The sequence below is a fragment of the Pseudomonas sp. P4795 genome, from assembly GCF_048822895.1.
Taxonomy (GTDB): Bacteria; Pseudomonadota; Gammaproteobacteria; order Pseudomonadales; family Pseudomonadaceae; genus Aquipseudomonas.
The window spans coordinates 261010-282775 of record NZ_JBMFBT010000003.1; the positions used below are offsets into that span (position 1 = coordinate 261010).

At 60.2% G+C, this 21766-nt stretch carries 18 protein-coding genes and 1 pseudogene; 11 read left to right on the plus strand and 8 right to left on the minus strand.

Translation table 11 applies throughout. From position 1 onward, the window contains the following. Window positions 1-207: 207 nt before the first annotated feature. From fecA to ACOI8A_RS09815, 3 genes are all read right to left on the minus strand, one after another. A complete protein-coding gene (gene fecA / locus ACOI8A_RS09805) occupies window positions 208-2541 on the minus strand; it encodes a TonB-dependent Fe(3+) dicitrate receptor FecA (protein ID WP_420651464.1) in 2334 nt (777 codons plus the stop codon). A gap of 206 nt (window positions 2542-2747) precedes the next feature. Continuing rightward, window positions 2748-3677, minus strand: a complete 930-nt coding sequence (locus ACOI8A_RS09810) for a DUF4880 domain-containing protein (protein ID WP_420647687.1) — start codon at window positions 3675-3677, stop codon at window positions 2748-2750. Continuing rightward, window positions 3674-4168 (minus strand): sigma-70 family RNA polymerase sigma factor, encoded by a 495-nt coding sequence (locus ACOI8A_RS09815; protein WP_420647688.1) that lies wholly within the window; start codon window positions 4166-4168, stop codon window positions 3674-3676. The genes ACOI8A_RS09810 and ACOI8A_RS09815 overlap by 4 nt, the downstream gene beginning before the upstream one ends. A 171-nt stretch (window positions 4169-4339) precedes the next feature. On the opposite strand from ACOI8A_RS09815, the gene ACOI8A_RS09820 reads away from it, so the two are divergent. The 6 genes from ACOI8A_RS09820 to ACOI8A_RS09845 all read left to right on the plus strand — a co-directional run bounded on the left by ACOI8A_RS09820 (window position 4340) and on the right by ACOI8A_RS09845 (window position 10642). After that, window positions 4340-4645: a DUF3649 domain-containing protein gene (locus ACOI8A_RS09820; protein WP_420647689.1), complete on the plus strand. Its 306-nt coding sequence runs from the start codon at window positions 4340-4342 to the stop codon at window positions 4643-4645. After that, entirely contained in the window at window positions 4642-6228 is a 1587-nt protein-coding gene (locus tag ACOI8A_RS09825; protein WP_420647690.1) for a PepSY-associated TM helix domain-containing protein, read from the plus strand. Before ACOI8A_RS09820 ends, ACOI8A_RS09825 begins: the two co-directional genes overlap by 4 nt. After that, window positions 6228-6554 (plus strand): DUF3325 domain-containing protein, encoded by a 327-nt coding sequence (locus ACOI8A_RS09830; RefSeq protein WP_420647691.1) that lies wholly within the window; start codon window positions 6228-6230, stop codon window positions 6552-6554. Before ACOI8A_RS09825 ends, ACOI8A_RS09830 begins: the two co-directional genes overlap by 1 nt. Window position 6555: 1 nt before the next feature. Beyond that, entirely contained in the window at window positions 6556-7122 is a 567-nt protein-coding gene (locus tag ACOI8A_RS09835) for an RNA polymerase sigma factor (RefSeq protein ID WP_420647692.1), read from the plus strand. Beyond that, complete coding sequence (locus tag ACOI8A_RS09840; protein WP_420647693.1) at window positions 7119-8108, plus strand: FecR family protein; 990 nt, start codon at window positions 7119-7121, stop codon at window positions 8106-8108. Before ACOI8A_RS09835 ends, ACOI8A_RS09840 begins: the two co-directional genes overlap by 4 nt. A 104-nt stretch (window positions 8109-8212) precedes the next feature. After that, complete coding sequence (locus ACOI8A_RS09845) at window positions 8213-10642, plus strand: TonB-dependent siderophore receptor (RefSeq protein WP_420647694.1); 2430 nt, start codon at window positions 8213-8215, stop codon at window positions 10640-10642. A 152-nt stretch (window positions 10643-10794) separates the two neighbouring features. On the opposite strand, the pseudogene ACOI8A_RS09850 reads toward ACOI8A_RS09845, so the two are convergent. After that, window positions 10795-11661: pseudogene (locus tag ACOI8A_RS09850) on the minus strand (helix-turn-helix domain-containing protein); the annotation flags it as partial. Window positions 11662-11799: 138 nt separating this feature from the next. Here ACOI8A_RS09850 and ACOI8A_RS09855 point away from each other — a divergent pair. Next, window positions 11800-12702: a DMT family transporter gene (locus ACOI8A_RS09855; protein ID WP_420647695.1), complete on the plus strand. Its 903-nt coding sequence runs from the start codon at window positions 11800-11802 to the stop codon at window positions 12700-12702. A 28-nt stretch (window positions 12703-12730) separates the two neighbouring features. On the opposite strand, the gene ACOI8A_RS09860 is transcribed toward ACOI8A_RS09855, so the two are convergent. From ACOI8A_RS09860 to ACOI8A_RS09875, 4 genes are all read right to left on the minus strand, one after another. Then, on the minus strand, window positions 12731-13240 hold the full coding sequence (locus ACOI8A_RS09860) for a DUF2165 family protein (RefSeq protein ID WP_420647696.1): 510 nt from the start codon (window positions 13238-13240) through the stop codon (window positions 12731-12733). Window positions 13241-13390: 150 nt separating this feature from the next. After that, on the minus strand, window positions 13391-14365 hold the full coding sequence (locus tag ACOI8A_RS09865; protein WP_420647697.1) for a 2-hydroxyacid dehydrogenase: 975 nt from the start codon (window positions 14363-14365) through the stop codon (window positions 13391-13393). 589 nt (window positions 14366-14954) lie between these two features. Continuing rightward, on the minus strand, window positions 14955-15404 hold the full coding sequence (locus tag ACOI8A_RS09870; protein ID WP_420647698.1) for a hypothetical protein: 450 nt from the start codon (window positions 15402-15404) through the stop codon (window positions 14955-14957). Between the two features lie 151 nt (window positions 15405-15555). After that, the gene (locus ACOI8A_RS09875; RefSeq protein WP_420647699.1) at window positions 15556-16524 is read right to left on the minus strand and encodes a LysR family transcriptional regulator; all 969 of its coding nucleotides are present in this window, start codon (window positions 16522-16524) and stop codon (window positions 15556-15558) included. Between the two features lie 181 nt (window positions 16525-16705). Between ACOI8A_RS09875 and ACOI8A_RS09880 the strand changes: the two genes are divergently transcribed. From ACOI8A_RS09880 to ACOI8A_RS09895, 4 genes are all read left to right on the plus strand, one after another. Further along, complete coding sequence (locus tag ACOI8A_RS09880) at window positions 16706-18205, plus strand: efflux transporter outer membrane subunit (protein ID WP_420647700.1); 1500 nt, start codon at window positions 16706-16708, stop codon at window positions 18203-18205. Window positions 18206-18419: 214 nt separating this feature from the next. Further along, complete coding sequence (locus tag ACOI8A_RS09885; protein WP_420647701.1) at window positions 18420-20612, plus strand: FUSC family protein; 2193 nt, start codon at window positions 18420-18422, stop codon at window positions 20610-20612. Next, on the plus strand, window positions 20602-20802 hold the full coding sequence (locus ACOI8A_RS09890) for a DUF1656 domain-containing protein (protein WP_420647702.1): 201 nt from the start codon (window positions 20602-20604) through the stop codon (window positions 20800-20802). The genes ACOI8A_RS09885 and ACOI8A_RS09890 overlap by 11 nt, the downstream gene beginning before the upstream one ends. A gap of 10 nt (window positions 20803-20812) precedes the next feature. Continuing rightward, complete coding sequence (locus tag ACOI8A_RS09895; RefSeq protein ID WP_420647703.1) at window positions 20813-21676, plus strand: efflux RND transporter periplasmic adaptor subunit; 864 nt, start codon at window positions 20813-20815, stop codon at window positions 21674-21676. Window positions 21677-21766: the final 90 nt, after the last annotated feature.

Below are 21766 nucleotides of genomic sequence, written 5' to 3' on the forward strand. Positions count from 1 at the left end.
GCAAGGCTCAAGTACGCGACCCTCACCCCAGCCCTCTCCCAGAGGGAGAGGGGGCCGACCGAGGTGTCGTGCGTCTGACGTAGAGCTGAAAGATTTTGGCGATTATGGATTCACAGGAGTCGTTGCTGGTCGATGGATATTTGAAGCATCCCCCGTTCGGTCCCCTCTCCCTCCGGGAGAGGGCTAGGGTGAGGGGCTTTTAAATCCTCAGAACGCCACCGACGTTTGCACGTAGACAGTCCTTGGCTCACCCACATACTTCCCCTTGTTGTTGTCATCAAACGAGCGCGTGAAGTACTGGGTATTGAAAATATTCTTCACCCCCACCGCGACATTCAAATCCGACAACTGCGGGCCGAAGTCATAGCCGGCACGACTGCTGAACAGCATGTAACCCGGGATCTTGCCGGTGCTGCCATCGGCGCTTTCCTTCGAGGTATTGGCGTTGTCGGCAAACTGGTCGCTCTGGAAGCTGCTGTCCAGATTCAGCTTCCATGCGCCCTCGGTATAACCCACGCCCAGCGTACCTTTGTGTTTGGACGAGAACGGCACACGATTGCCCTTGTTCGGCCCGTCTTCGCGGATGGTCGCGTCAACAAAAGCGTAACTGGCGTACACATCAAAACCGGCCAGCGCCGGGCTCAAGTCGTCGAGTGCGTAGTTGACGCTGGTCTCGATGCCTTGATGACGGGTTTCGCCGCGAGCGATCACCGAGTCGTTGGTCTGATTGCTTTCGTACTGATTGTCGAAGTTGATCAGAAACGCGCCGATTTCCGCACGCAGCGCGCCGTTGTCGTAGCGCGTACCGAGTTCCCAGGTGCGCGCCTTCTCCGGTTTCACTTCGCCGCTGCTCACGCGATTGGGCATCTGGCTGTATTGCACGCTGCCGAACGAGCCTTCGGTGTTGGCGTACAGATTCCAGCTGTCGGTCAGGTGATACAGCACGTTGAGCGCCGGCAGCGCGGTGTTGTAGTCGCCTTTGTATTTGACGTTGGTCAGATTGTTGGTCTGCTGCGACTCGATCATTTCGTAGCGCACGCCCGGCGTGATGGTCCACTTGCCGATGTCGATGCGGTCATCAATGAAGAATGCGTTGGCCTCGGTGCCGCCACGGGTGTCGCGGTCGTTGCGGCTGTCGGTGGTCGGGAATTGATTGCTGGCAATCGGCGTGCGATAGCGCAGTTCGTGGCCGGCCTCGTTGATGTAGCGATAGCCAACGCCGACTTCATGGCTGGTCGGGCCGAGGTCGAAACCTTGCGCGAAGCGGGTTTCCAGACCGCGCACCCAATACTCGCGCGGCGACAGTGACAGGAACGAACCCTGATCCAGATAGCCGCTGCGCAGGGTCTTGGTGAAGAAGGTGTTGGCGGTGAATTCGCGGCGATCTTCCTGATAGCGATAGCCGAAATTGAACATTGTGCGGCGGCCCCAGAACTGGTCTTTGTTGCGCGTCGACTGATACGGATCGGCGTCGTAATCGGCGACGTTCAGACCACCCGGCATGTCCGCCTTACCTTCGTAATACTGGGCCATGGCGTTGAAGCTGTTGGCGTCGTCGAGCTGGTATTTGCCCTTGAGGATCAGGTCGTCGATTTCAGTATCGCTGTGCTCACGCCAGTCGCCACCACGAGTGCCGGAGTACAGCAGCGCGCCGCCCAGACCATTTTCATTGGTGCCACCGGCCAGCAGGTTGGCGCTGGTCTTGAAGCCGTCGTGGCTCGACGAAGGGCTGGTTTCAGTCTGGAAACCACCCTTGACCGTCGGCTCATCCGGGATCGCGCGAGTCACGAAGTTGACCACGCCGCCGACGTTCTGCGGGCCATAACGCACCGCGCCGCCACCACGCACCACATCCACCGCGTCCATGTTGCCCATGCTGATCGGCGCGAATGACAGCTGCGGCTGGCCGTACGGCGCGAACGGCACCGGAATGCCGTCCATCAACACCGTGGAACGCGCAGCCAGGCGCGGATTGAGACCGCGAATGCCGAAATTCAGCGCCATGTCGTGGCTGCCGGTGCCGTTGTTTTCTGGCGCATTGACGCCGGGAATGCGGTTGAGCACGTCACGCGCCTGAGTCGCGCCTTGGCGTTCGAACTCTTCGCGACGGATCACGTCACGCGCCCCCGGATGCTCGAAGCCGTTGATCTGCGCCGCATCTCCCAGCCAGTCGCCAACGACTTTCGAGGTGTCCAGCTCCAGCGCCGCATCGTTCGATGATTGCAGGCTGAAAGCATTGCCGCCCTCGGCGCGGGCTTGCAGGCCGGTGCCTTCCAGCAACGCATTCAGACCCTGTTCCGGCGTGTAACTGCCTTCCAGGCCTTGGCTTTGCACGCCAGTGGTCACTTGGGAACCAAAAGAAATCAACACCCCGGCTTCACGGCCGAACTGGTTGAGGGCGTTTTCCAGCGACGACGGGGCGATGTGGTAAGCCTTGCTGTCGGCGGCATGCGCCAGCGGCAGGGCGCTGAAGCTCAGGCTGGCGCCGAGGATGAGATTGCGCAGAGTACGGGCCAGAGGCGTGAGGCGGGTGGGCTGCATGAAGGACGATCCTGAGAAGGTTGAATCAAGGGGGCTTTCCTTCTCTGTCACGCCAGATCTGAAAAACGGCTCATTTATTTTTAAAGTCAAAAGATCGCAGCCTTCGGCAGCTCCTACAGGGGGCTCGGTGTAGCGGTGCCGAAATGTGTATTACATCGAAACCCTATTCCTCTGTAGGAGCTGCCGAAGGCTGCGATCTTTTGATCTTAAACTCGACTTTCGACGTTGACCCAGTAGCGGGTAAATCGCCGCACCTTCACCGGCAAACTGATTTGCAGCAGATCGAGAATCCGCTCGCTGTCGTCCAGTGGGTAACTGCCGGAGATCAGCAGTTCGGCAACTTTCGCATCGCAATTGATCTGCCCGCGACGGTAGCGCCCGAGTTCGTCGAGGAAATCCCCCAAACGCATGTGTGCCGCGATCAGCATGCCGTCAGTCCAGGCGCCGCTGTTGGCATCCAGCGGTTTTGCTTCGCTGACCGTCGTTGTGCTGAAACTCAGTTGCCGGGCGACCGGCAGCAGCAGCGGCGCACGATCGGGCGCAACCAGTTCAACCCGGCCTTCGAACAGCGCGACCTGCGTGCGCTCGGCAAACTGGCGTACGTTGAGGCGCGCGCCCTGAGCCTTCAACAGACCGTGGGCGGTTTGTACGGCGAAGGATTGCGATGCGTTCAGGTGCATTTCGCCTTCGAGCAGACGGATCAGTCCACCATCCCGAACATCGGCGGCACTCGCGGTGTTGAGCTGTAAAAGGCCTCCTGAGCCGAGCGGGATTTTGCGCCGCTGACCCAGCGGGCTGCGGTAATCGGCGAGCAGCGAAGGCAATGGATTGTGCTCGCGCACGCCCCAGGTCACGGCCGAGCCGGCACCGAGAATCAGCAACAGTTTCAGTGCCTGACGTCGGCTGCCGGACTTCGGCGCATTCAACGCCGCATGCGCCAGTGGCGAGTTCAATCCCCGCAACCGTGAGTTGACCCGCTGAATATGCTCCCACGCACGGCGATGTTCACTGTGCGCATCGAGCCATTGCTGCCACGCGAGTTGCTGGCGCGGGCTCAGCTGTCCTTGCTGCATCTCAAGCAACCAATGCACAGCCTGTTCGGCGACCTGCGCAGAAAAATCCATCGGCGGATTCACAGGGCGAAGTAGCAGCGCATTGCCGCTTTGTGCAGATGACGTTTCACCGTGGCCACGGAAATTCCCAACTCAGCGGCGATCTGTGGGTAAGTCAGGCCATCGATCTGCGCCAGTAAAAAAGCGCGTTTGACCGGACGCGGCAAGCCATCGAGCAACTGATCAAGCTCGAGCAGAGTTTGCAGGATGATTGCTTTGTGTTCTTCCGAAGGCGCAAGCATTTCCGGCATCTGCGCGAGCGTGTCGAGGTAGGCGCGCTCCAGGTCCTGGCGGCGGTAGTGATTGCACAGAACACGTTTGGCCAGCGTGGTGAGGAACGCGCGCGGCTCGAGAATCACCGGTGTTTCGCGAGCGGTCAGCACCCGGATAAACGTGTCCTGCGCCAGATCCGCCGCGCGCTCCGGGCAGCCGAGCTTGCGCCGCAACCAGCCGTTGAGCCAGCTGTGGTGGGCCTGATAGAGCGATTCGACAGGATGGGCGGGTGGCAACGGCATTACTCCGGGCGCATTGGGCGTGCGTTAGAGAACAAGAACGGTTCGCATTGTAGGGTGTCGAGGCGACGCGCGGCAATCAAACGCTTTTGCGTATGAGAATATTTATCATTAATATTGCCGTCTGTTGATTCGGCTTCGTTGGCCGGACGTTTTTCGTTTCAGGGTCGAAACATGAAAGCCAAACTCGCCGCACTTCCCATGTCCTATCGTCTGGCTGTCACCTCGCGGGTGCTGGCGGCGGTGTTTGGCGGCTATCTGGTCGCGGCGCTGGCGAGTGTCACGCTGACCCTGTGGCTGCCATTGAGCCGCGCCGAGGCGGTGGTGACCGGCATGACGGTTTCGTTTCTGGTGTATCTGGTGGCGGTGCTCTGGTGTTTCGCCTGCCGCAGCCCGTGGTCGGCGTGGGTTGGTTTACTGGTGCCGAGTGTGATTCTGGCTACGGTTTCCGGCGCGGCGCGCGGATTGGGTTACGCATGAAAGAGGGTTTTCGCCAGTCGATGGCCTGGCTGCATACCTGGACCGGTCTGGTGTTCGGCTGGTTGCTGTTTGCGATTTTCCTGACCGGCACGCTGGCGTATTTCAAGGATGAAACCAGTCACTGGATGCAGCCGGAAATTCCTGCCCGCCCGCTGAATGCCGAAGCCAGCCTGAATCTTGCGCAAAACTATCTGCAACAAAACGCTGCCGGCGCGTCACGCTGGCTGATCGACTTGCCCGACGCCCGCGACCCCGGCCTCACCGTGCGCTGGCAGCAAACGCCAGCCAATCCCGGCGAACGCGGGCGCTTCACCAGCAAGACCCTTGACGCGCAGACCGGCGCCGAAGTGCAGGCCCGTGAAAGCATGGGCGGCGAGTTTTTCTACCGCTTCCACTTCCAGCTCCAAATGCCCTATCCATGGGGCCGCTGGCTCTCGACCATCGCCGCGATGGTGATGTTCGTCGCGCTGATCAGCGGCATCATCACCCACAAGAAAATCTTCAAGGACTTCTTCACCTTCCGCCCGCGCAAAGGTCAGCGCTCATGGCTCGACGGGCATAACGCGGTAGGGGTGCTGGTGTTGCCGTTTCATCTGATGATCACTTACAGCAGCCTGGTGATTTTCATGTCGATGGTCATGCCGGCGAGCATTCTCGCCTCCTATGGCAGCAACGCCCGGGCGTTTTACGACGAGGTTTTCCCGGCATCCAATGTTCCCGAGCGGGCCAATCAACCGGCAGATCTGGCAGCGATTACGCCGCTGTTGATTCAGGCCAGCGAGCTGTGGTCGGGCGGCAATGTCGGGCGCGTTTCCGTGAATAATCCGGGTGATTTGAATGCTTCGGTGGTGGTGTCGCGCGCCGGGTCCGACCGCGTTGTTCACGACTCCGGCAGCGCCGTAACCTTCAACGGCGTGACCGGACAAGTCCTCAGCGCAACGCCGCAGCAACGCGTGCCGATGGCGATCGCCGGCGCTTTCTACGGTTTGCACATGGGCCATTTCGCCGCGCCCGTGCTGCGTTGGCTGTACTTCATCTGCGGTCTGGCCGGCACGGCGATGATCGGCACCGGGCTGGTGATCTGGCTCGGCAAACGCCAGCTCAAACACGCGAAAAGCGCTGTGATGCCGTTCGAATTGCGCCTGGTGGAAGTGCTGAACATCGCCAGCATGTCCGGGCTGGTCGCAGCAGTGGCGGTGTTCTTCTGGGCCAATCGTCTGCTGCCAGTGAGTCTGGCCGGGCGTGCCGATTGGGAGGTCAATGCGTTTTTCATCGCTTGGGGTTTGAGCCTGGTCCATGCGTTGTTGCGACCGGGCCGCAGGGCGTGGGTTGAGCAGCTTCTATTCGGTGGCGCGTTGTTTGCGGCGGTGCCGTTGCTGAGTGTGCTGACGCCTTATCACCTCGGTGTGACCTTGGCGAATGGTGACTGGACGCTCGCCGGTTTCGACCTGACCTGTCTGGCAACCGGGGTATTCCTCGCATGGGCCGCATGGAAAATGCAGCGCGCCGGACAGTCGGTCAGCGTGAAAAAACCACGCCCGCAAAAATCTCGACCGATCACCCTTGAGCAAGGGGTCAACTGATGTTGCTGGCGCTCTTGCTGTGTTACGCCGGCTTCACGGCACTGTGTCTGTCGATGCCCCGTCACCATGATCAATTGCTCGGCAACAAGCCGACTGCGCAGCGTCGTCGCACTCTGCATATCGGTGGATGGTTGCTGCTGGGTTTGTCGCTGTGGGCGGCGATCAGCATCCACGGCTGGAATTTCGGTCTGGTCGACTGGTTCGCCGTATTGATGATCAGCGCTTTGGCGCTGGTGCTGTTGCTGCCGTACTGCCCCCGTCTGGCGCTCGCCTTGGCGGGCGTGAGTCTGCTGGCCAGCCCGGTCGCTGCATGGGCATTCAACTGAGATGCTGATCAGCCATCCCCCGGAATCTCGCGACGATGAGCCGAGCGGGGCGCGTGCGCATTTCCTTCAGGTGTTTCTCTCGCAGCGCCCGCAGATGGAAGCGCTGGTCAGCCGGCGCGTCGGCTGTCGGGCGACAGCGGCGGATCTGGTGCAGGATCTGTTTCTGCGCTTCTGGCGCCGGCCACTGGTGCAGGTCGAAGAACTCAGCACCTATCTTTTGCGTTGTGCCGGCAACATCGCCATCGATCATTTGCGCAGTGAAGGTGCGCGGGTGCGCGTCAATGAAGGCTGGCAACCGGATGAACCTGACAGTAGCGCCAGCGAACCGCAAGCGGCGCTGGAGGCGGGCAACGATTTGCGCCATGTCGAGGCGGCACTGCGCGCATTGCCCGAGCGCACGCGACAGATCTTTTTGCTCAACCGCATCCACGGGCGTAAGTACGCCGAGATCGCCAAAGCCATGGGCCTGTCCCAAAGCGCGGTGGAAAAACATATGATGCGCGCCCTCGAGGCCTGCAAGGCCAGCCTGCGCGAACCCGCGCCGCGCATGCGAAGGAAAGCACCGTGAATCACATGGATCGCGTCACGCCGACGCCCGCGCAGGAAGAGGCCGCTTTGGCCTGGCTGAGCCTGCTGCACGACCGCCCAAGCGCTGGCGATCAACTGACGTTCAGCCATTGGCTGCGCGCCGATCCGGCCCACGCCGAGGCCTACTCCCAGGCGCAAGTGGTCTGGGAACTGAGCGAAGGGCCGGCGCGCACCTTGGCCGATGAAGATTCGCTGGCGTTGCAGTCGTTGCTCAATGCGATGGATCGACCGCGCCGCCCGCAGATTCGGCGTTGGGCTGGAGCGCTGGCAATGGCCGCGTGTCTGTTGCTGATGATCAGCCTCGGCAGCGGTTGGCAGCTGCAACGTTGGGTCGATGATCTGGGCGCCGATTACGTGTCGGCTCCCGGTGAAATCCGCACGGTCACGCTGGCCGATCAATCGCAAGTGACGCTGGATGCCGACAGCGCCATTGCGGTGGATTTCAGTCACGGTGAGCGCCATGTGCAACTGCGCCGTGGCGCCGGATTTTTCACTGTCACCCACACTGGCGAGCCGTTTGTGGTCGAGGCCGAGCAAGGTCAGGCGCGCGTGCTCGGCACGCAATTCGAAGTGCGTCTGCAACCGCAGGGTGCGCAAGTCACGGTGCTGTCCGGGCGCGTCGGCGTGAGCGCAACCCCTGGCGCTCAACAACAGATTCTTACCGCCAACCAACAAGTCGCGTACGGCCAGGGCAATGCGGAAAAATTGCATGCTGTGGACAGCGCCGCGCAACTGGCCTGGCGTCAGGGCTGGCTGACTTACTACAAGACCACGCTGGCCGACGTCGTGCAGGATCTGCGCCGCTATTACCCCGGCCGAATCATGCTGCTCAACGATGAGCTGGCGGCGCGCAAGGTCAGCGGCAGTTTCCCGAGCAAGGATCCGCAGGCGGTTCTGAGTTCGCTGCAAGGGGTGTTGGGATTCGAGCAGCATCAGGTACTCGGAACGCTGATCATCCTGCGCTGAAAATATTTTCACAATTGTAGTGAGGTAAACCCGGAGCTCATCCGTGTAGTGACTGAAACTGCGAGTCATTCGCATCCGCTGCGGTTCTACACAGGTCATGAGCAATGAAGTCCAGGGCAAAATCGGGTTCGGTCAAACAGTGGTTCGGTGCATCAGTGCTGAGCGTTTCGGCGATGGCATTGTTGCCACTGAGCGTGGCGCTCGCCGCGGAAACCGTCAGCAGCCAGCCGCAGAAGCAGTTCAGTTTTTCCCTGAGCGCCAAACCGCTACCGCAGGCCTTGAGCGACTTCAGCCGCGTGACCGGCCAAAGCGTGGTTTACACCGATGAAGCGCCGTACGGCCTCACCGCGCCAGCGGTCACTGGTCAGATGAGTGCCGAGCAAGCGCTGCAACGCCTGCTCAGCGGCTCGGGCCTGAACTTCCGTCGCACCGACAGCCACACCTTCGCCCTCGAACCGCAACCGACTGCCGGTGCGCTGACACTCGGCGCCACCACCATCACTTCGCAGGTCAATTCGTCGATGAGCTATCAGCCGCCGGCGACCACGTCGGTGATGCGCTCTTCGGCTTCGCTGCAGGAAATCCCGCAGACCATCAACGTGATCCCGGCCCAGGTCATCCGCGATCAGGCACCGCGCAATCTCGACGATGCGCTGGCCAACGTCAGCGGCATCACCCAGGGCAACACCCTGGCCAGCACCCAGGACTCGGTGATGACCCGAGGTTTTGGCGACAACCGCAACGGCTCGATCATGCGCGACGGCATGCCGGTGGTGCAGGGACGCGGCATGAACGCCACGGTCGATCGCGTCGAAGTGCTCAAAGGCCCGGCCTCGTTGCTCTACGGAATCCAGGACCCGGGCGGCGTGGTCAACATGGTCAGCAAGAAGCCAGAACTGACCCAATACAACGCGTTGACCTTGCGCGGCTCGACCTATGGCGATGGCAAAAACGGCAGCGGCGGCAGCTTCGACAGCACCGGCGCATTGGGCGATTCCGGCCTTGCCTACCGCATGGTGCTCGATCACGAAGACGAAGATTACTGGCGCAATTTCGGCACCCACCGTGAATCGCTGATCGCGCCGTCGATTGCCTGGTTCGGCGAGCGCACCAAGCTGTTGTTCGCCTACGAACATCGCGAATTCCTCACGCCGTTCGACCGGGGCACGGTGATTGATCCGCGCACCAACCATCCGCTGGACATCTCGCGCAACGAGCGCCTCGACGAGCCGTTCAATGACATGGAAGGGCGTTCGGACCTGTACCATTTCGATGCCGATCACGAACTCAACGACGACTGGAAAGCGCACTTCGGCTACAGCTGGAACCGCGAAACCTACGATGCGAGCCAGGTGCGCGTGACTGCGATCGACACCAAAAAAGGCACGCTGACGCGCAGCATGGATGGCACGCAAAACGCGATCAGCACCGACCGTTTCACCACTGCCAGCCTCGAAGGCAAGGTCAACGTGCTGGGCATGCAGCATGACCTGGTGTTCGGCGTCGACGACGAGTACCGCAAGATCTACCGCGAAGACCTGATCCGCCAGAAAAGCCTGAGCACCTTCAGCTACGTCAACCCGGTCTACGGCCGCGAAGTTGCCGGCAGCACAGTCAGTGCCGCCGACAGCGCACAGACTGATGAGCTGCGTAGCGACTCGATCTTTTTGCAGGACTCGATCCACCTCACCGACAAGTGGATTCTGGTGGCTGGCGGACGTTTCCAGGAGTACGACCAGTACGCCGGCAAAGGCGTGCCATTCAAGGCCAACACCGACAGCAACGGCCAGAAATGGGTGCCACGCGCAGGTCTGGTGTATCGCTACACCGACGCGTTGTCGTTCTACGGCAGCTACACCGAATCGTTCAAACCCAACTCGACCATCGCGCCTTTAAGCGGCAGCAGCACGGTGCTCGACGGCAGCATTGCGCCGGAAGAGGCCAAGTCGTGGGAGCTGGGCGCACGTGTCGACATGCCGGGCAGCATCACTGGCAACATCGCGTTGTTCGACATCAAGAAACGCAACGTGCTGGTGGCCAACTCAGAAGGACCGACGACGATTTACAGCGCTGCCGGTGAAGTGCGTTCGCGCGGTCTGGAAGTTGATCTGAGCGGCCAGCTCAGCGAGCGCTGGAGCATGATCGGCAGCTACGCCTACACCGATGCTGAAGTCACCGAGGATCCGGATTATAAAGGCAAGAGACTGCAAAACGTGGCGAAGAATACCGGCTCGCTGTCGGCGGTGTATGACTTCGGCAGTGTGCTTGGCGGCGATCAATTGCGCATCGGCGCAGGCGCGCGTTATGTCGGTGAACGGGCGGGCAATGCGGTGAATGATTTTGATCTGCCGAGCTACACCGTGGCTGACGCGTTTGCGACCTACGACACCAAAGTCGAAGGGCAGAAGGTCAAGTTTCAGCTGAATGTGAAGAACCTGTTTGACCGGACTTATTACACGTCTTCGGCGAGCCGGTTTTTTGTGTCGATGGGGGATTCGCGGCAGGTTTCGCTCTCCAGCACATTGGAGTTCTGATCCTAAACCGCGTCATCGTTCATCGCTGGCAAGCCAGCTCCCACAGATTTTTCGTCGAGCACAAACTGTTTGGACGACTGAGGACTTTGTGGGAGCTGGCTTGCCAGCGATGAGGCCCTGACAGGCATCAAAAATTTCGCCTCTAACGCAAAAAACGCCTGGCGATACTCGCCGGGCGTCCCGCCCAGAACCTGCCGGAACCGATTGGTAAAGTGACTGGCGCTGGCAAAACCGCAAGCCAGCGCAATCTCCCCCAAGGGCAACCGCGTCCCGCGCAACAACTCCCGCGCCCGGCTCAATCTGCGTGCCAGCACATACTGATGCGGCGGCAAGCCAAAGCTCACGCGAAACATCCGCGCGAAGTGGTACTCCGACAGCGCGCATAAACCGGCCAATTGCCCGAGGCTGATCGGTTCGGCCAATTGACTGTCGATGAACTCCACCAGTTGCCGCCGCTGATGCGCTGCCAGCCCGCCCTTCAAGCGCAAGCCCTGACGAATCCCGACCTGACTGAGCAACGTATGGCTGATCAATTCGTGCGCCAGACTGCTGGTCAGCAGACGCTCGCCCGGCTCATCCCAATTCAGGCTGATCAACTGGCGAAAGCGCTGCGCCTGCTGCGGATCATCCAGAAAAGTCTGCTCCCGCAACTGCAACTCCCGCGGCTCGCGATCGAGCAAGGTCACGCAGCCTAGGGCGAACTGCTCAGCACTGAAATACAGATGCGCGAGGCGGATATCGCCGTTGATCACCCAGCCGGATTCGTGGTCGGCCGGCAGGATGCACAGCTTGTCCGGCCCGCCTTTTTGGCCGGGCTGACCTCGGCGAAACGTGCCGGTACCGCCAGCGATGTAGCAAGAGAGGGTGTGATGACTCGGCGCTTCGTATTCCTGCGCGTCGTGGTGGTTGGTCCACAAAGCGGCAGACAAGCCGTCACCGAGCTCGGCGCTGTGCACAAGGCGAGCGTTCGGCGAGCGGTTGAGGGCTTGAAAGACTTGCAGTGAATCCAGGGCGGCCATATTGGTTCTCTCCATCGCCTTGCATCCTACTCCGTAGGCCCTGCGCTGCCAGCCTGTGCGCCGACAAAAGCGCAAGTTTATGCAAGTGCGATTGAACACCGCGGGCGGACACTGAAAGCCAATCGAGGAGTGTCCACCATGAACCTGTCGTTGTACCTGCTGACCGTGCTGATCTGGGGCACCACCTGGATTGCCTTGAAATGGCAACTGGGCGTGGTGGCGATTCCGGTGTCGATCGTCTATCGCTTCGGGCTCGCCGCGTTGGTGCTGTTCGTTCTGTTGCTGTTGAGCCGGCGCTTGCAACCGATGAACCGTCGCGGGCATGTGATCTGCGTGGCGCAGGGCTTGTGCCTGTTCTGCGTAAATTTCATGTGTTTCCTGACCGCCAGCCAATGGATCCCCAGCGGTCTGGTGGCGGTGGTGTTTTCCACCGCGACCTTGTGGAACGCGCTGAATGCGCGGGTGTTCTTCGGCCAGCGCATCGCACGCAATGTGCTGATGGGCGGCGCGCTGGGGCTGGGCGGTCTCGGTTTGCTGTTCTGGCCGGAACTGGCCGGGCATCAGGCCACCCCGCAAACCTTGCTCGGCCTCGGTTTGGCGCTGTGCGGCACGTTGTGTTTTTCGGCCGGTAACATGCTCTCGAGCCTGCAACAGAAGGCCGGTCTCAAACCGCTGACCACCAACGCCTGGGGCATGGCTTATGGCGCGGCGATGCTCACGGCGTGGTGTCTGGTCAAAGGCATTCCCTTTGACATGGATTGGTCACCGCGTTACGTCGGTGCGCTGCTGTATCTGGTGATCCCGGGATCGGTGATCGGCTTCACTGCGTATCTGACACTGGTCGGCCGGATGGGGCCGGAGCGCGCCGCTTACTGCACCGTGTTGTTCCCGGTGGTGGCGCTGAATGTCTCGGCATATGCCGAAGGCTACCAGTGGACGGCGCCGGCGCTGGGCGGTCTGGTACTGGTGATGCTGGGTAATGTGCTGGTGTTTCGTAAACCACGCCCCCCGGTTGCTTCGAGTCATGGAAAGTTGGCCTGAGATAATCAGGCAATTGAGCGCTGCACGTTCAGCGCTCGGTTTTCAGTGCAATAAAAATCAGCAGCGGCAACATGAAATCGACAATGTGCCGCGCCCAGTCCTTGGCGTTCCAGGTTTTTGAAGTGTCCATGTCGAACCATTCAACACCAACTATTTGCAAGCATACGTAATAAATAAATATCGCGATTAACAGGCCGATAATTGAAAATTTTTTAGCATCGTGGAACATTTCTGCAGAATCATTGCGCTTTCGAAACAGTTGATAGGTGCCTAGCAGCCAAAAGGCCGTATAGGTCACTTCCATGGTGATGATGAACCAGTAGATTCGGTGGTGCATCATCGGTGATTCGATCGCCCGATATCGTATGTTCGGATTAACCAGGGTCGTATCCATGCTCAGGACATGTCCGACATACTCATAGTTGGAAGCGTAGTCGGTGAAGTTGCTGTACATCACCAGCAAGCCGAAGAAGCTGATGTAAGCCATCAGGAGTATTTTGCTATAACGGATTAATTGATCGGTACTCAATGTGTTCACGGATATTGTTCTCCATTGTTTTATCGTGGTTTCGATAAGTCAGGAGAGTTTATAGCGGTAGTCACTATTTCGGTGTCAGGTTGGTTTGCAAGGTATGTATCTGCAAACTTTGAACAGGGCAAGTACAGTGCTGTACTTGCCCTGTTTGATTCAGCCGCGCCAGACTTGCGGATTCACCAAGTCCTGCGGTCGCTCACCCAGCAGGGCACTGCGCAAGTTGGCGAGCGCGCGATTGGCCATCGCTTCGCGGGTTTCATTGGTTGCCGAGCCGATGTGTGGCAGGGTCACAGCGTTTTTCAGCTGGAACAGCGGCGATTCTGCCAGCGGCTCTTTTTCGTACACATCCAGGCCTGCGCCGCGAATGCGATTGTTCTGCAGCGCTTCGATCAATGCCGGTTCATCAACCACCGGGCCTCGGGAGATGTTCACCAGAATCGCGCCCGGCTTCATCAGGCCTAACTCGCGATGGCTGATCAGGTGACGGGTCTTGTCACTGAGCGGCACCACCAGGCAGACGAAGTCGGCTTCGGCGAGCAGTTGATCGAGGCTGCGAAATTGTGCGCCGAGTTCTTGCTCGAGTTCAGTCTTGCGGCTGTTTCCGCTGTAGATGACCGGCATGTTGAAGCCCAGGCGCCCACGGCGGGCGATGGCCGCGCCGATGTTGCCCATGCCGACGATGCCCAGGGTTTTGCCGTGCACGTCACAGCCGAACAATGGTGCGCCGACGCTGGCTTGCCACTGGCCGGCCTTGGTCCAGGCATCCAGTTCGGCGACGCGTCGGGCGCTGCTCATGATCAGCGCAAAGGCCAGGTCGGCGGTGCTTTCGGTGAGCACGTCGGGGGTATTGGTGAGCATGATCCCGCGCTCGTTGAAATAGGCGAGGTCGTAGTTGTCGTAGCCGACCGAGACGCTGGAGACCACTTCGAGTTTTGCGGCGGTTTCAAGTTGTGCGCGGCCGAGTTTGCGCCCGACGCCGATCAGGCCGTGGGCGTGGGGCAGGGCTTCATTGAACTGGGCGTTGATGTCGCCGTTTTTCGGGTTGGGGACGATGACTTCGAATTCCTGTTGCAGGCGTTCGATCATGGGCGGGGTGATGCGGCTGAAGGCCAGGACTGTTTTTTTCATTGCTGAGGGCTCGTCGGGCGTCTGGGTGCCAAGCAAGCTAACATTTCTGTTTTGGGTTGTCTTGGCGGCCTCTGGGCCGACCATGCTCTTGGGGTTTTGGGTGAATATCCATTGCTTCGGGTGCTGGCGCTGGCGGTTTCGCTTTTACAGCGACTCCCTTTGGCAAACGCCCCAAAGGAAGCAAAGGTCTTTGCCCCAACGTTCGGCCCGCTCGCTAAGGCTCGGGGTTCCTTCGCTCCGGGGTTCATCCGGGGCATCGCCTCCGGTTTGCTGCGCTGCACCTCCTCTCGATGTCTCCCCCGGATGAACCCCTCCACTCAGCCGGCCGACGGGGCCTTGAGATCAAGAGCGGTACGCGAGCTAACGCTCATTGTGTTGAGTGGGGCGGCTTCGCCGCTGGGGGGAGATAATGGTGATGGGCTTTTCAAAACTTGAATTCGACTCGGTATTTCACGTCGGCGTATTTCTTGTGGGCACCTCGGTCAGTCCCCTCTACCTTTGGGAGAGGGTTAGGGTGAGGGGGCATTTACCATTGTGAACCTCACTGCCTACTGTGATGACGGCAGTGAGGAATTGATGTTTTCCGCCTTTAAACTTCGCTCCACCTATCGACTTTGATTTTGCCAATTGCTTGGTGGCCTTTGCCTTCATCTAAAACACTGACGTTGAATTCGGCTTCGAGTTCACCTGTCTTTCGATCAAACTTTTTAACGGTGAAATGACCTGAGTTCTTGTCGGTTACGTAGTTTCTGCTGTGAGTTTCACCGTGTTCATCCATCCAGACTTCTCGAAAGTTGGGGGCGATCTTAACGGCAGCGTTGGGTAGCTCATAGCGTATAGCCTGGATGTCCTGAGAAACGACGAAACTGATTTCATTCCATTCGGTTTCACTAAGTGGTTGCTTGGCGATTAGATAAATTCCTATGGAGCTGCCGTCGAAAAAAAACGAGACCTGACCTTGAAAGTCGGGAAATTTGAAACCGTGGATTTTAGCGTCAAGTGTGCCAACGTCTGCACGTGTTTTGATATCAGCGAACATAGGTGATGCTCCTCGAATGAACTATGAAATTACGTCACAAAGTGTCATGTCGAAGAACTATCCTGCCAACTGTCAGAAATGACAGCTGGCTAGACTTGATCGCTATAACCGGGCGCGACTACTGCCAATTTCCAGCACTAGCCGCCAATAATCAATTCGCCACCCGCGCGCCCGCCAGACTCCCGCTCAACTCATACGCCGCCAATTCCGCCTGATGCGCCGCCAGTATTTCCGGCAACGAGCCGCGCATGTATTCCACCCAGGTTTTGATCTTCGCATCCAGATACTGGCGCGATGGGTAGATCGCGTACAGGTTCAGTTCCTGCGAGCGATAGTTGGGCATTACCCGCACCAGGGTGCCGTTGCGCAGGCCTTCTATTGCTGCGTACACCGGCAACACGCCAACACCCATGCCGCTGGTGATCGCGGTTTTCATGGCGTCGGCGGAGTTGACCAGGAACGGTGAGCTGTTGATGGTGACCATTTCCTGGCCTTCGGGGCCGTCGAAGGCCCATTTTTCCAAGGGGATCACCGGGCTGACCAGGCGCAGGCAGGCGTGGTTGAGCAGGTCGCTGGGTTTTTGTGCGCAGCCGTTGGCTTTCACGTAGGCCGGGGAGGCGCAGACGATGCTGTAGGTGATGCCCAGGCGTTGGGAGACGAAACCCGAGTCCGGCAGTTCGCTGGCGAGCACGATGGACACGTCGTAGCCTTCGTCGAGCAGGTCCGGGACGCGGTTGGCCAGGGTCAGGTCGAAGGTCACGTCCGGGTGGGTCTTGCGGTAGCGCGCGATGGCGTCGATCACGAAGTGCTGGCCGATGCCGGTCATGGTGTGCACTTTGAGCTGTCCGGCCGGGCGCGCGTGGGCGTCGCTGGCTTCGGCTTCGGCTTCTTCGACGTAGGCGAGGATCTGTTCGCAGCGCAGCAGGTAGCGTTTGCCAGCCTCGGTCAGGGCGATGCGCCGTGTGGTGCGGTTGAGCAGGCGGGTTTGCAGGTGGGCCTCAAGGTTGGAGACCGCGCGCGAAACGTTGGCGGTGGTGGTGTCGAGTTGCACGGCGGCGGCGGTGAAGCTGCCGGCTTCGGCCACGCAACTGAAGGCGCGCATGTTTTGCAAAGTGTCCATGGGGTGCTCTCAAGGCAGATGGCAAATTGTGACACGAAGTTTCGAGGCTGAGACCCCGACCAAGGGATTATCGCGTTAACGGTAACAAAGATTCACAGGAATCCCAGCTTATCGCCGCAAAGGCGCCCCCCTAGAATTGCGCCCACCTCGAAACATCTCCCCCTCTCAGGAATTCGCAGCAGTGCCGCGTCGCATCAACAGAGCGCTTATGCCGCTCAGTGTTCTGGCTTTTACCCTGTTCATCAGCGGCTGCATCGGTACCCAAGGAATTGCCCCGCAGGGCAAGGCGCTGGAAGCCAATTCACTGGCCACCGACGAGGCCATCGCCCACGCCGCCCGTGATGCAAACTGGCCGACTGCGCAATGGTGGCAAGCCTACGGCGACCCACAACTCAATCGCTGGATCGATCTGGCCATGCAAGGCAACCCGAGCATGGCGATGGCCGCCGCGCGGGTGCGTCAGGCCAGATCCCTGGCCGGCGTTGCCGAGGCCGCCGAGTCGTTGCAGATCAACGGTGAGTCGACGCTCAAACGCCACAACTGGCCGACCGATCAGTTCTACGGCCCGGGTGAGTTGGCCAACACCACCACTTGGGACAATAACGCCGCGCTGGGTTTCAGTTACGCCCTCGACCTCTGGGGCCGGGAAAAGAACAGCAGCGAACGTGCAGTGGATCTGGCGCACATGAGCGCCGCCGAAGCGCGTCTGGCCCAGCTCGAATTGCAGAACAACGTCGTCCGCGCCTACATCGAACTGTCGCTGCATTACGCCCAGCGCGACATCGTTGCCGCGACGCTCAGGCAGCAACAGCAGATTCTCGATCTCGCGCAAAAGCGCTTGGACGGCGGGATCGGCACGCATTTCGAAGTCAGCCAGGCCGAAACGCCGTTGCCGGAAACCCATCGGCAACTGGATGCGCTGGACGAGGAAATCGCCCTGAGCCGCAACCAACTCGCCGCCCTCGCAGGTAAAGGGCCGGGGGAGGGCGCGCACTTGCAACGGCCAACTTTGGTGCTCGGTGCTGCGCTGAAACTGCCGTCGGCGCTGCCGGCCGAACTGCTCGGCCAGCGTCCGGACGTGGTCGCCAGTCGCTGGCAAGTCGCGGCGCAAGCACGCGGAATCGATGTGGCACACGCGGGTTTCTATCCAAACGTTGATCTGGTCGGCAGCCTCGGTTACATGGCCACTGGCGGTGGCGCGCTGGAGTTTTTGACTGGCAATAAGCTCACCTACAACGTCGGTCCGGCGTTCTCGCTGCCGATCTTCGACGGCGGTCGATTGCGCGCTGAACTCGGTGAAGCATCCGCCGGTTACGACTTCGCCGTGGCGCATTACAACCAGACGCTGATCAATGCGCTGAAGAACATCTCCGACCAGTTGATCCGCCGCGAATCGATGGACAAGCAGCAAGCATTCGCCGCCGAGTCCGTGGCCACCGCGCAGAAGACCTACGACATTGCGCTGATCGCTTATCAGCGTGGGCTCACTGATTACCTCAACGTGCTCAACGCCCAGACTTTGCTGTTCAAGCAGCAACAAGTACAGCAGCAAGTGCAGGCGGCGCGGTTGAGTGCGCATGCCGAATTGGTGACGGCGTTGGGTGGTGGCCTCGGTGCTGGCAACGACAGCCCGACCGCCGAACAAACCCAAGCCCCGAAAACCCCGATGCTCTTGCGGTGAACCCAATCCTCAGTCAGATGAATACCTGTGGCGAGGGGATTTATCCCCGTTGGGCTGCGAAGCAGCCCCAAACCCTGCAATCCAGATCTCACAGGGATACCGCATTCGCAGGTTTTGCGGCGGCTTCGCCACCGAACGGGGATAAATCCCCTCGCCACAGGGTTCGTGCGATGTACAAAAAAACTTCCGATAATAGATCACTGAGCCAAATGTCATGACTCCCTTGCCCGCCCCTCTGCGCTGGCTCTATTCGCTCGAATGGCGTCGCGGTTTGTTTGACTGGGCGCGCAGCGATGGCGTTACCTGGGTCTACATCTTCAAGGTGTTGCTCGCCGCTTTCCTCACCCTGTGGCTGGCAATGCGTCTGGAATTGCCGCAGCCGCGCACGGCGATGATCACCGTGTTCATCGTCATGCAGCCGCAGAGCGGTCAGGTGTTCGCCAAGAGTTTCTATCGCTTTCTCGGCACCTTGGCCGGGTCGGCGATGATGGTCACGCTGATCGCCCTGTTCGCGCAGAACACCGAACTGTTCCTCGGTTCGCTGGCGATCTGGGTCGGTGTCTGCACGGCTGGCGCAACCCGCTGCCGCAACTTCCGCGCTTATGGTTTTGTGTTGGCCGGCTACACCGCTGCGATGGTCGGCCTGCCAGCGCTGGCGCATCCCGACGGTGCGTTCATGGCGGCAGTTTGGCGGGTGCTGGAGATCTCGCTGGGGATTCTCTGCGCCACCGTGGTCAGCGCCGCGATCCTGCCGCAAACCGCCAGCGCGGCAATGCGCAACGCCTTGTATCAACGCTTCGGCGTGTTCGCGCTGTTCGTCACCGATGGCCTGCGTGGGCGCAGCCAACCTGATTCGTTCGAAGCCACCAACGTGCGTTTCATCGCCGAAGCCGTCGGCCTCGAAGGCCTGCGCAGCGTGACCGTATTCGAAGACCCGCACATGCGTCGGCGCAACGGTCGGCTCAGTCGCTTGAACAGCGAATTCATGAGCATCACCACGCGCTTCAACGCCTTGCATCAGCTGCTCGAACGCCTGCGGCGCAACGGCGCGGATCTTGTTGAAGCGGCGATCCAACCGGGTTTGCAGGAGCTGGCCGAAGTGCTCGACGGCTTCAGCGGCCGCTCGCTGACCAGCCCCGATGCGGCGCGTCTGGTGACGGCGCTTGCGTCCTACAACGCAGGCTTGCCGGCGCGCGTGCGGGCCTTGCGCGCTGAGTTTCAGCAGAGCGATCCAAGCGACGCCGAGCAGTTGGATTTCCACACCGCTTACGAACTGCTGTATCGCTTCGTCGACGAGCTGCACAGTTATGCACAGACCCACGCCTCTCTGGCCGAACACAGCCACGAGCGCGAGCGCTGGGATGAGCCGTTCTCCCCGCAAACCAACTGGTGGGCCGCAGCGGCATCGGGGCTTCGCGCGTCGTTCATCCTGATTGTGCTCGGCAGTTATTGGGTCGCCACCGCGTGGCCGAGTGGCGCGACCATGACCATGATTGCCGCCGCCACCGTGGGCCTGTCTGCCGCGACCCCGAATCCGAAACGCATGGCGTTTCAGATGGCTTGCGGCACCTTTCTCGGGGCGCTGATCGGCTTCGTCGAGATGTTTTTCATCTTCCCGTGGATCGATGGTTTCCCGCTGCTGTGCGTGATGCTCGCGCCAGTGATCGTGCTCGGTTCGTTCCTGACTTCGCGCGCGCAATACGCCGGAGTCGGTCTCGGCCTGCTGATCTTTTTCAGCACCGGTTCGGTGCCGGACAATCTGACTATCTACAACCCGTACACCTTCATCAACGATTACATCGCCATGGTCATCGGCATGCTGGTGTGCGCCGCTGCCGGCGCGATCATCCTGCCGCCGAACAGTCGCTGGTTGTGGAAACGTCTGGAGCAGGATCTGCGCGGGCAAGTGGTGTATGCGATCAGCGGCAAACTCAAAGGTTTGACTTCGCGTTTTGAAAGCCGCACCCGCGATCTGCTGCATCAGGCTTACGGCTTGGCGGCAGGTGAGCCGAAGGTGCAGCAAAATCTGCTGCGCTGGATGTTCGTGGTGCTTGAAGTCGGTCACGCGGTGATCGAGTTGCGCAAGGAGCAGGCGATCCTGCCGGTGCATCCGGCGTATGCCGAATCGCAGCCGTGGCGCCAGGCGATCCGCGTGATGGGCCGTTCGTTGGTGCGGCTGTTTCTGCAACCGAATACGAGCAATCTCGAACGCGCACTGGTCGCGGTGGACCACGCGATCAGCCGTGTCGCGGCCACCGACGAGCCGTTCGCGCCGCACTTCGACACCTCGGCGTTGCGCCGGGTAAAAAGCTACCTGCACTTCATCCGCACCTCATTGCTCGACCCGCAATCGCCGCTTTCGGCCTACACCGTCGCCAAGCCCGAAGGACTTGCCCATGCCTCGTGAAATTGCCTTCCACGGCGTGTACATGCCGACCATGACCCTGATGTTTTTCATCGCTGCGGCGTTGGCCTGGGCGCTGGATCGTTTTCTGTCCGGGTTCGATCTGTACCGTTTCTTCTGGCACCCGGCGCTGCTGCGGTTGAGCCTTTTTTTCTGTCTGTTCGGCGCGCTGGCGCTGACTGTCTACCGTTGAGAACGATCTGATGAAAAAGTTTTTCAGCCTGCTTGCGACCCTGTTGGTGCTGGCCTTGGCGCTGTGGATCGGCCGCACGTTGTGGGTGCATTACATGGACACGCCGTGGACGCGCGATGGCCGCGTGCGCGCCGACATCATCAACGTTGCCGCCGACGTCACTGGCGAGGTGATCGACGTGCCGGTCCGCGACAACCAGTTGGTGAAGAAGGGCGATTTGCTGATGCAGATTGACCCCGAGCACTACCGCATTGCCGTCAAGCAAGCGCAGTCGCTGGTGGCTTCGCGCAAGGCGACGTGGGAAATGCGCAAGGTCAACGCCCATCGCCGCGCCGACATGGACGCGCTGGTGATCTCCAAAGAAAACCGCGACGACGCCAGCAACATCGCCGACTCGGCGCTGGCCGATTATCAACACGCCCAGGCACAGCTGGAAGCCGCCGAACTCAACCTCAAACGCACGCAAGTGCGCGCGGCAGTCGACGGTTATGTGACCAACCTCAACGTGCATCGCGGCGACTACGCGCGCATCGGTGAAGCGAAAATGGCCGTGGTCGACATGAACTCGTTCTGGGTCTACGGCTTTTTCGAAGAAACCAAACTGCCGCATGTTCGGGTTGGCGATAAAGCCGACATGCAGTTGATGAGCGGTGAAACTCTCAAGGGGCACGTTGAGAGTATTTCGCGCGGCATCTACGACCGCGATAACCCGCAAAGCCGCGAGCTGATCGCCGATGTGAACCCGACCTTCAACTGGGTGCGGCTGGCGCAACGGGTGCCGGTGCGGATTCACATTGATCATGTGCCGGAAGGCGTGCTGCTGGCGGCGGGGATTACTTGCACGGTGGTGGTGAATCAGGGCGTTGTGGAATAACCCCTGTGGCGAGGGAGCTTGCTCCCGCTGGGCTGCGCAGCAGCCCCGAAACCTGCCCACTCATTCTGTCTGGCACACCGCTTGGTCAGG

Excerpts from the sequence above, each read along its gene's own strand:
- ACOI8A_RS09895 (WP_420647703.1), top strand. The coding sequence starts at position 20,813 with ATGAAAAAGTTTTTCAGCCTGCTTGCGACCCTGTTGGTGCTGGCCTTG.
- ACOI8A_RS09815 (WP_420647688.1), bottom strand. The coding sequence starts at position 4,168 with ATGCCGTTGCCACCCGCCCATCCTGTCGAATCGCTCTATCAGGCCCAC.
- ACOI8A_RS09835 (WP_420647692.1), top strand. The coding sequence starts at position 6,556 with ATGCTGATCAGCCATCCCCCGGAATCTCGCGACGATGAGCCGAGCGGG.
- ACOI8A_RS09845 (WP_420647694.1), top strand. The coding sequence starts at position 8,213 with ATGAAGTCCAGGGCAAAATCGGGTTCGGTCAAACAGTGGTTCGGTGCA.
- ACOI8A_RS09855 (WP_420647695.1), top strand. The coding sequence starts at position 11,800 with ATGAACCTGTCGTTGTACCTGCTGACCGTGCTGATCTGGGGCACCACC.
- ACOI8A_RS09875 (WP_420647699.1), bottom strand. The coding sequence starts at position 16,524 with ATGGACACTTTGCAAAACATGCGCGCCTTCAGTTGCGTGGCCGAAGCC.
- ACOI8A_RS09825 (WP_420647690.1), top strand. The coding sequence starts at position 4,642 with ATGAAAGAGGGTTTTCGCCAGTCGATGGCCTGGCTGCATACCTGGACC.
- ACOI8A_RS09890 (WP_420647702.1), top strand. The coding sequence starts at position 20,602 with ATGCCTCGTGAAATTGCCTTCCACGGCGTGTACATGCCGACCATGACC.
- ACOI8A_RS09870 (WP_420647698.1), bottom strand. The coding sequence starts at position 15,404 with ATGTTCGCTGATATCAAAACACGTGCAGACGTTGGCACACTTGACGCT.
- ACOI8A_RS09820 (WP_420647689.1), top strand. The coding sequence starts at position 4,340 with ATGAAAGCCAAACTCGCCGCACTTCCCATGTCCTATCGTCTGGCTGTC.
- ACOI8A_RS09885 (WP_420647701.1), top strand. The coding sequence starts at position 18,420 with ATGACTCCCTTGCCCGCCCCTCTGCGCTGGCTCTATTCGCTCGAATGG.
- ACOI8A_RS09830 (WP_420647691.1), top strand. The coding sequence starts at position 6,228 with ATGTTGCTGGCGCTCTTGCTGTGTTACGCCGGCTTCACGGCACTGTGT.
- ACOI8A_RS09865 (WP_420647697.1), bottom strand. The coding sequence starts at position 14,365 with ATGAAAAAAACAGTCCTGGCCTTCAGCCGCATCACCCCGCCCATGATC.
- fecA (WP_420651464.1), bottom strand. The coding sequence starts at position 2,541 with ATGCAGCCCACCCGCCTCACGCCTCTGGCCCGTACTCTGCGCAATCTC.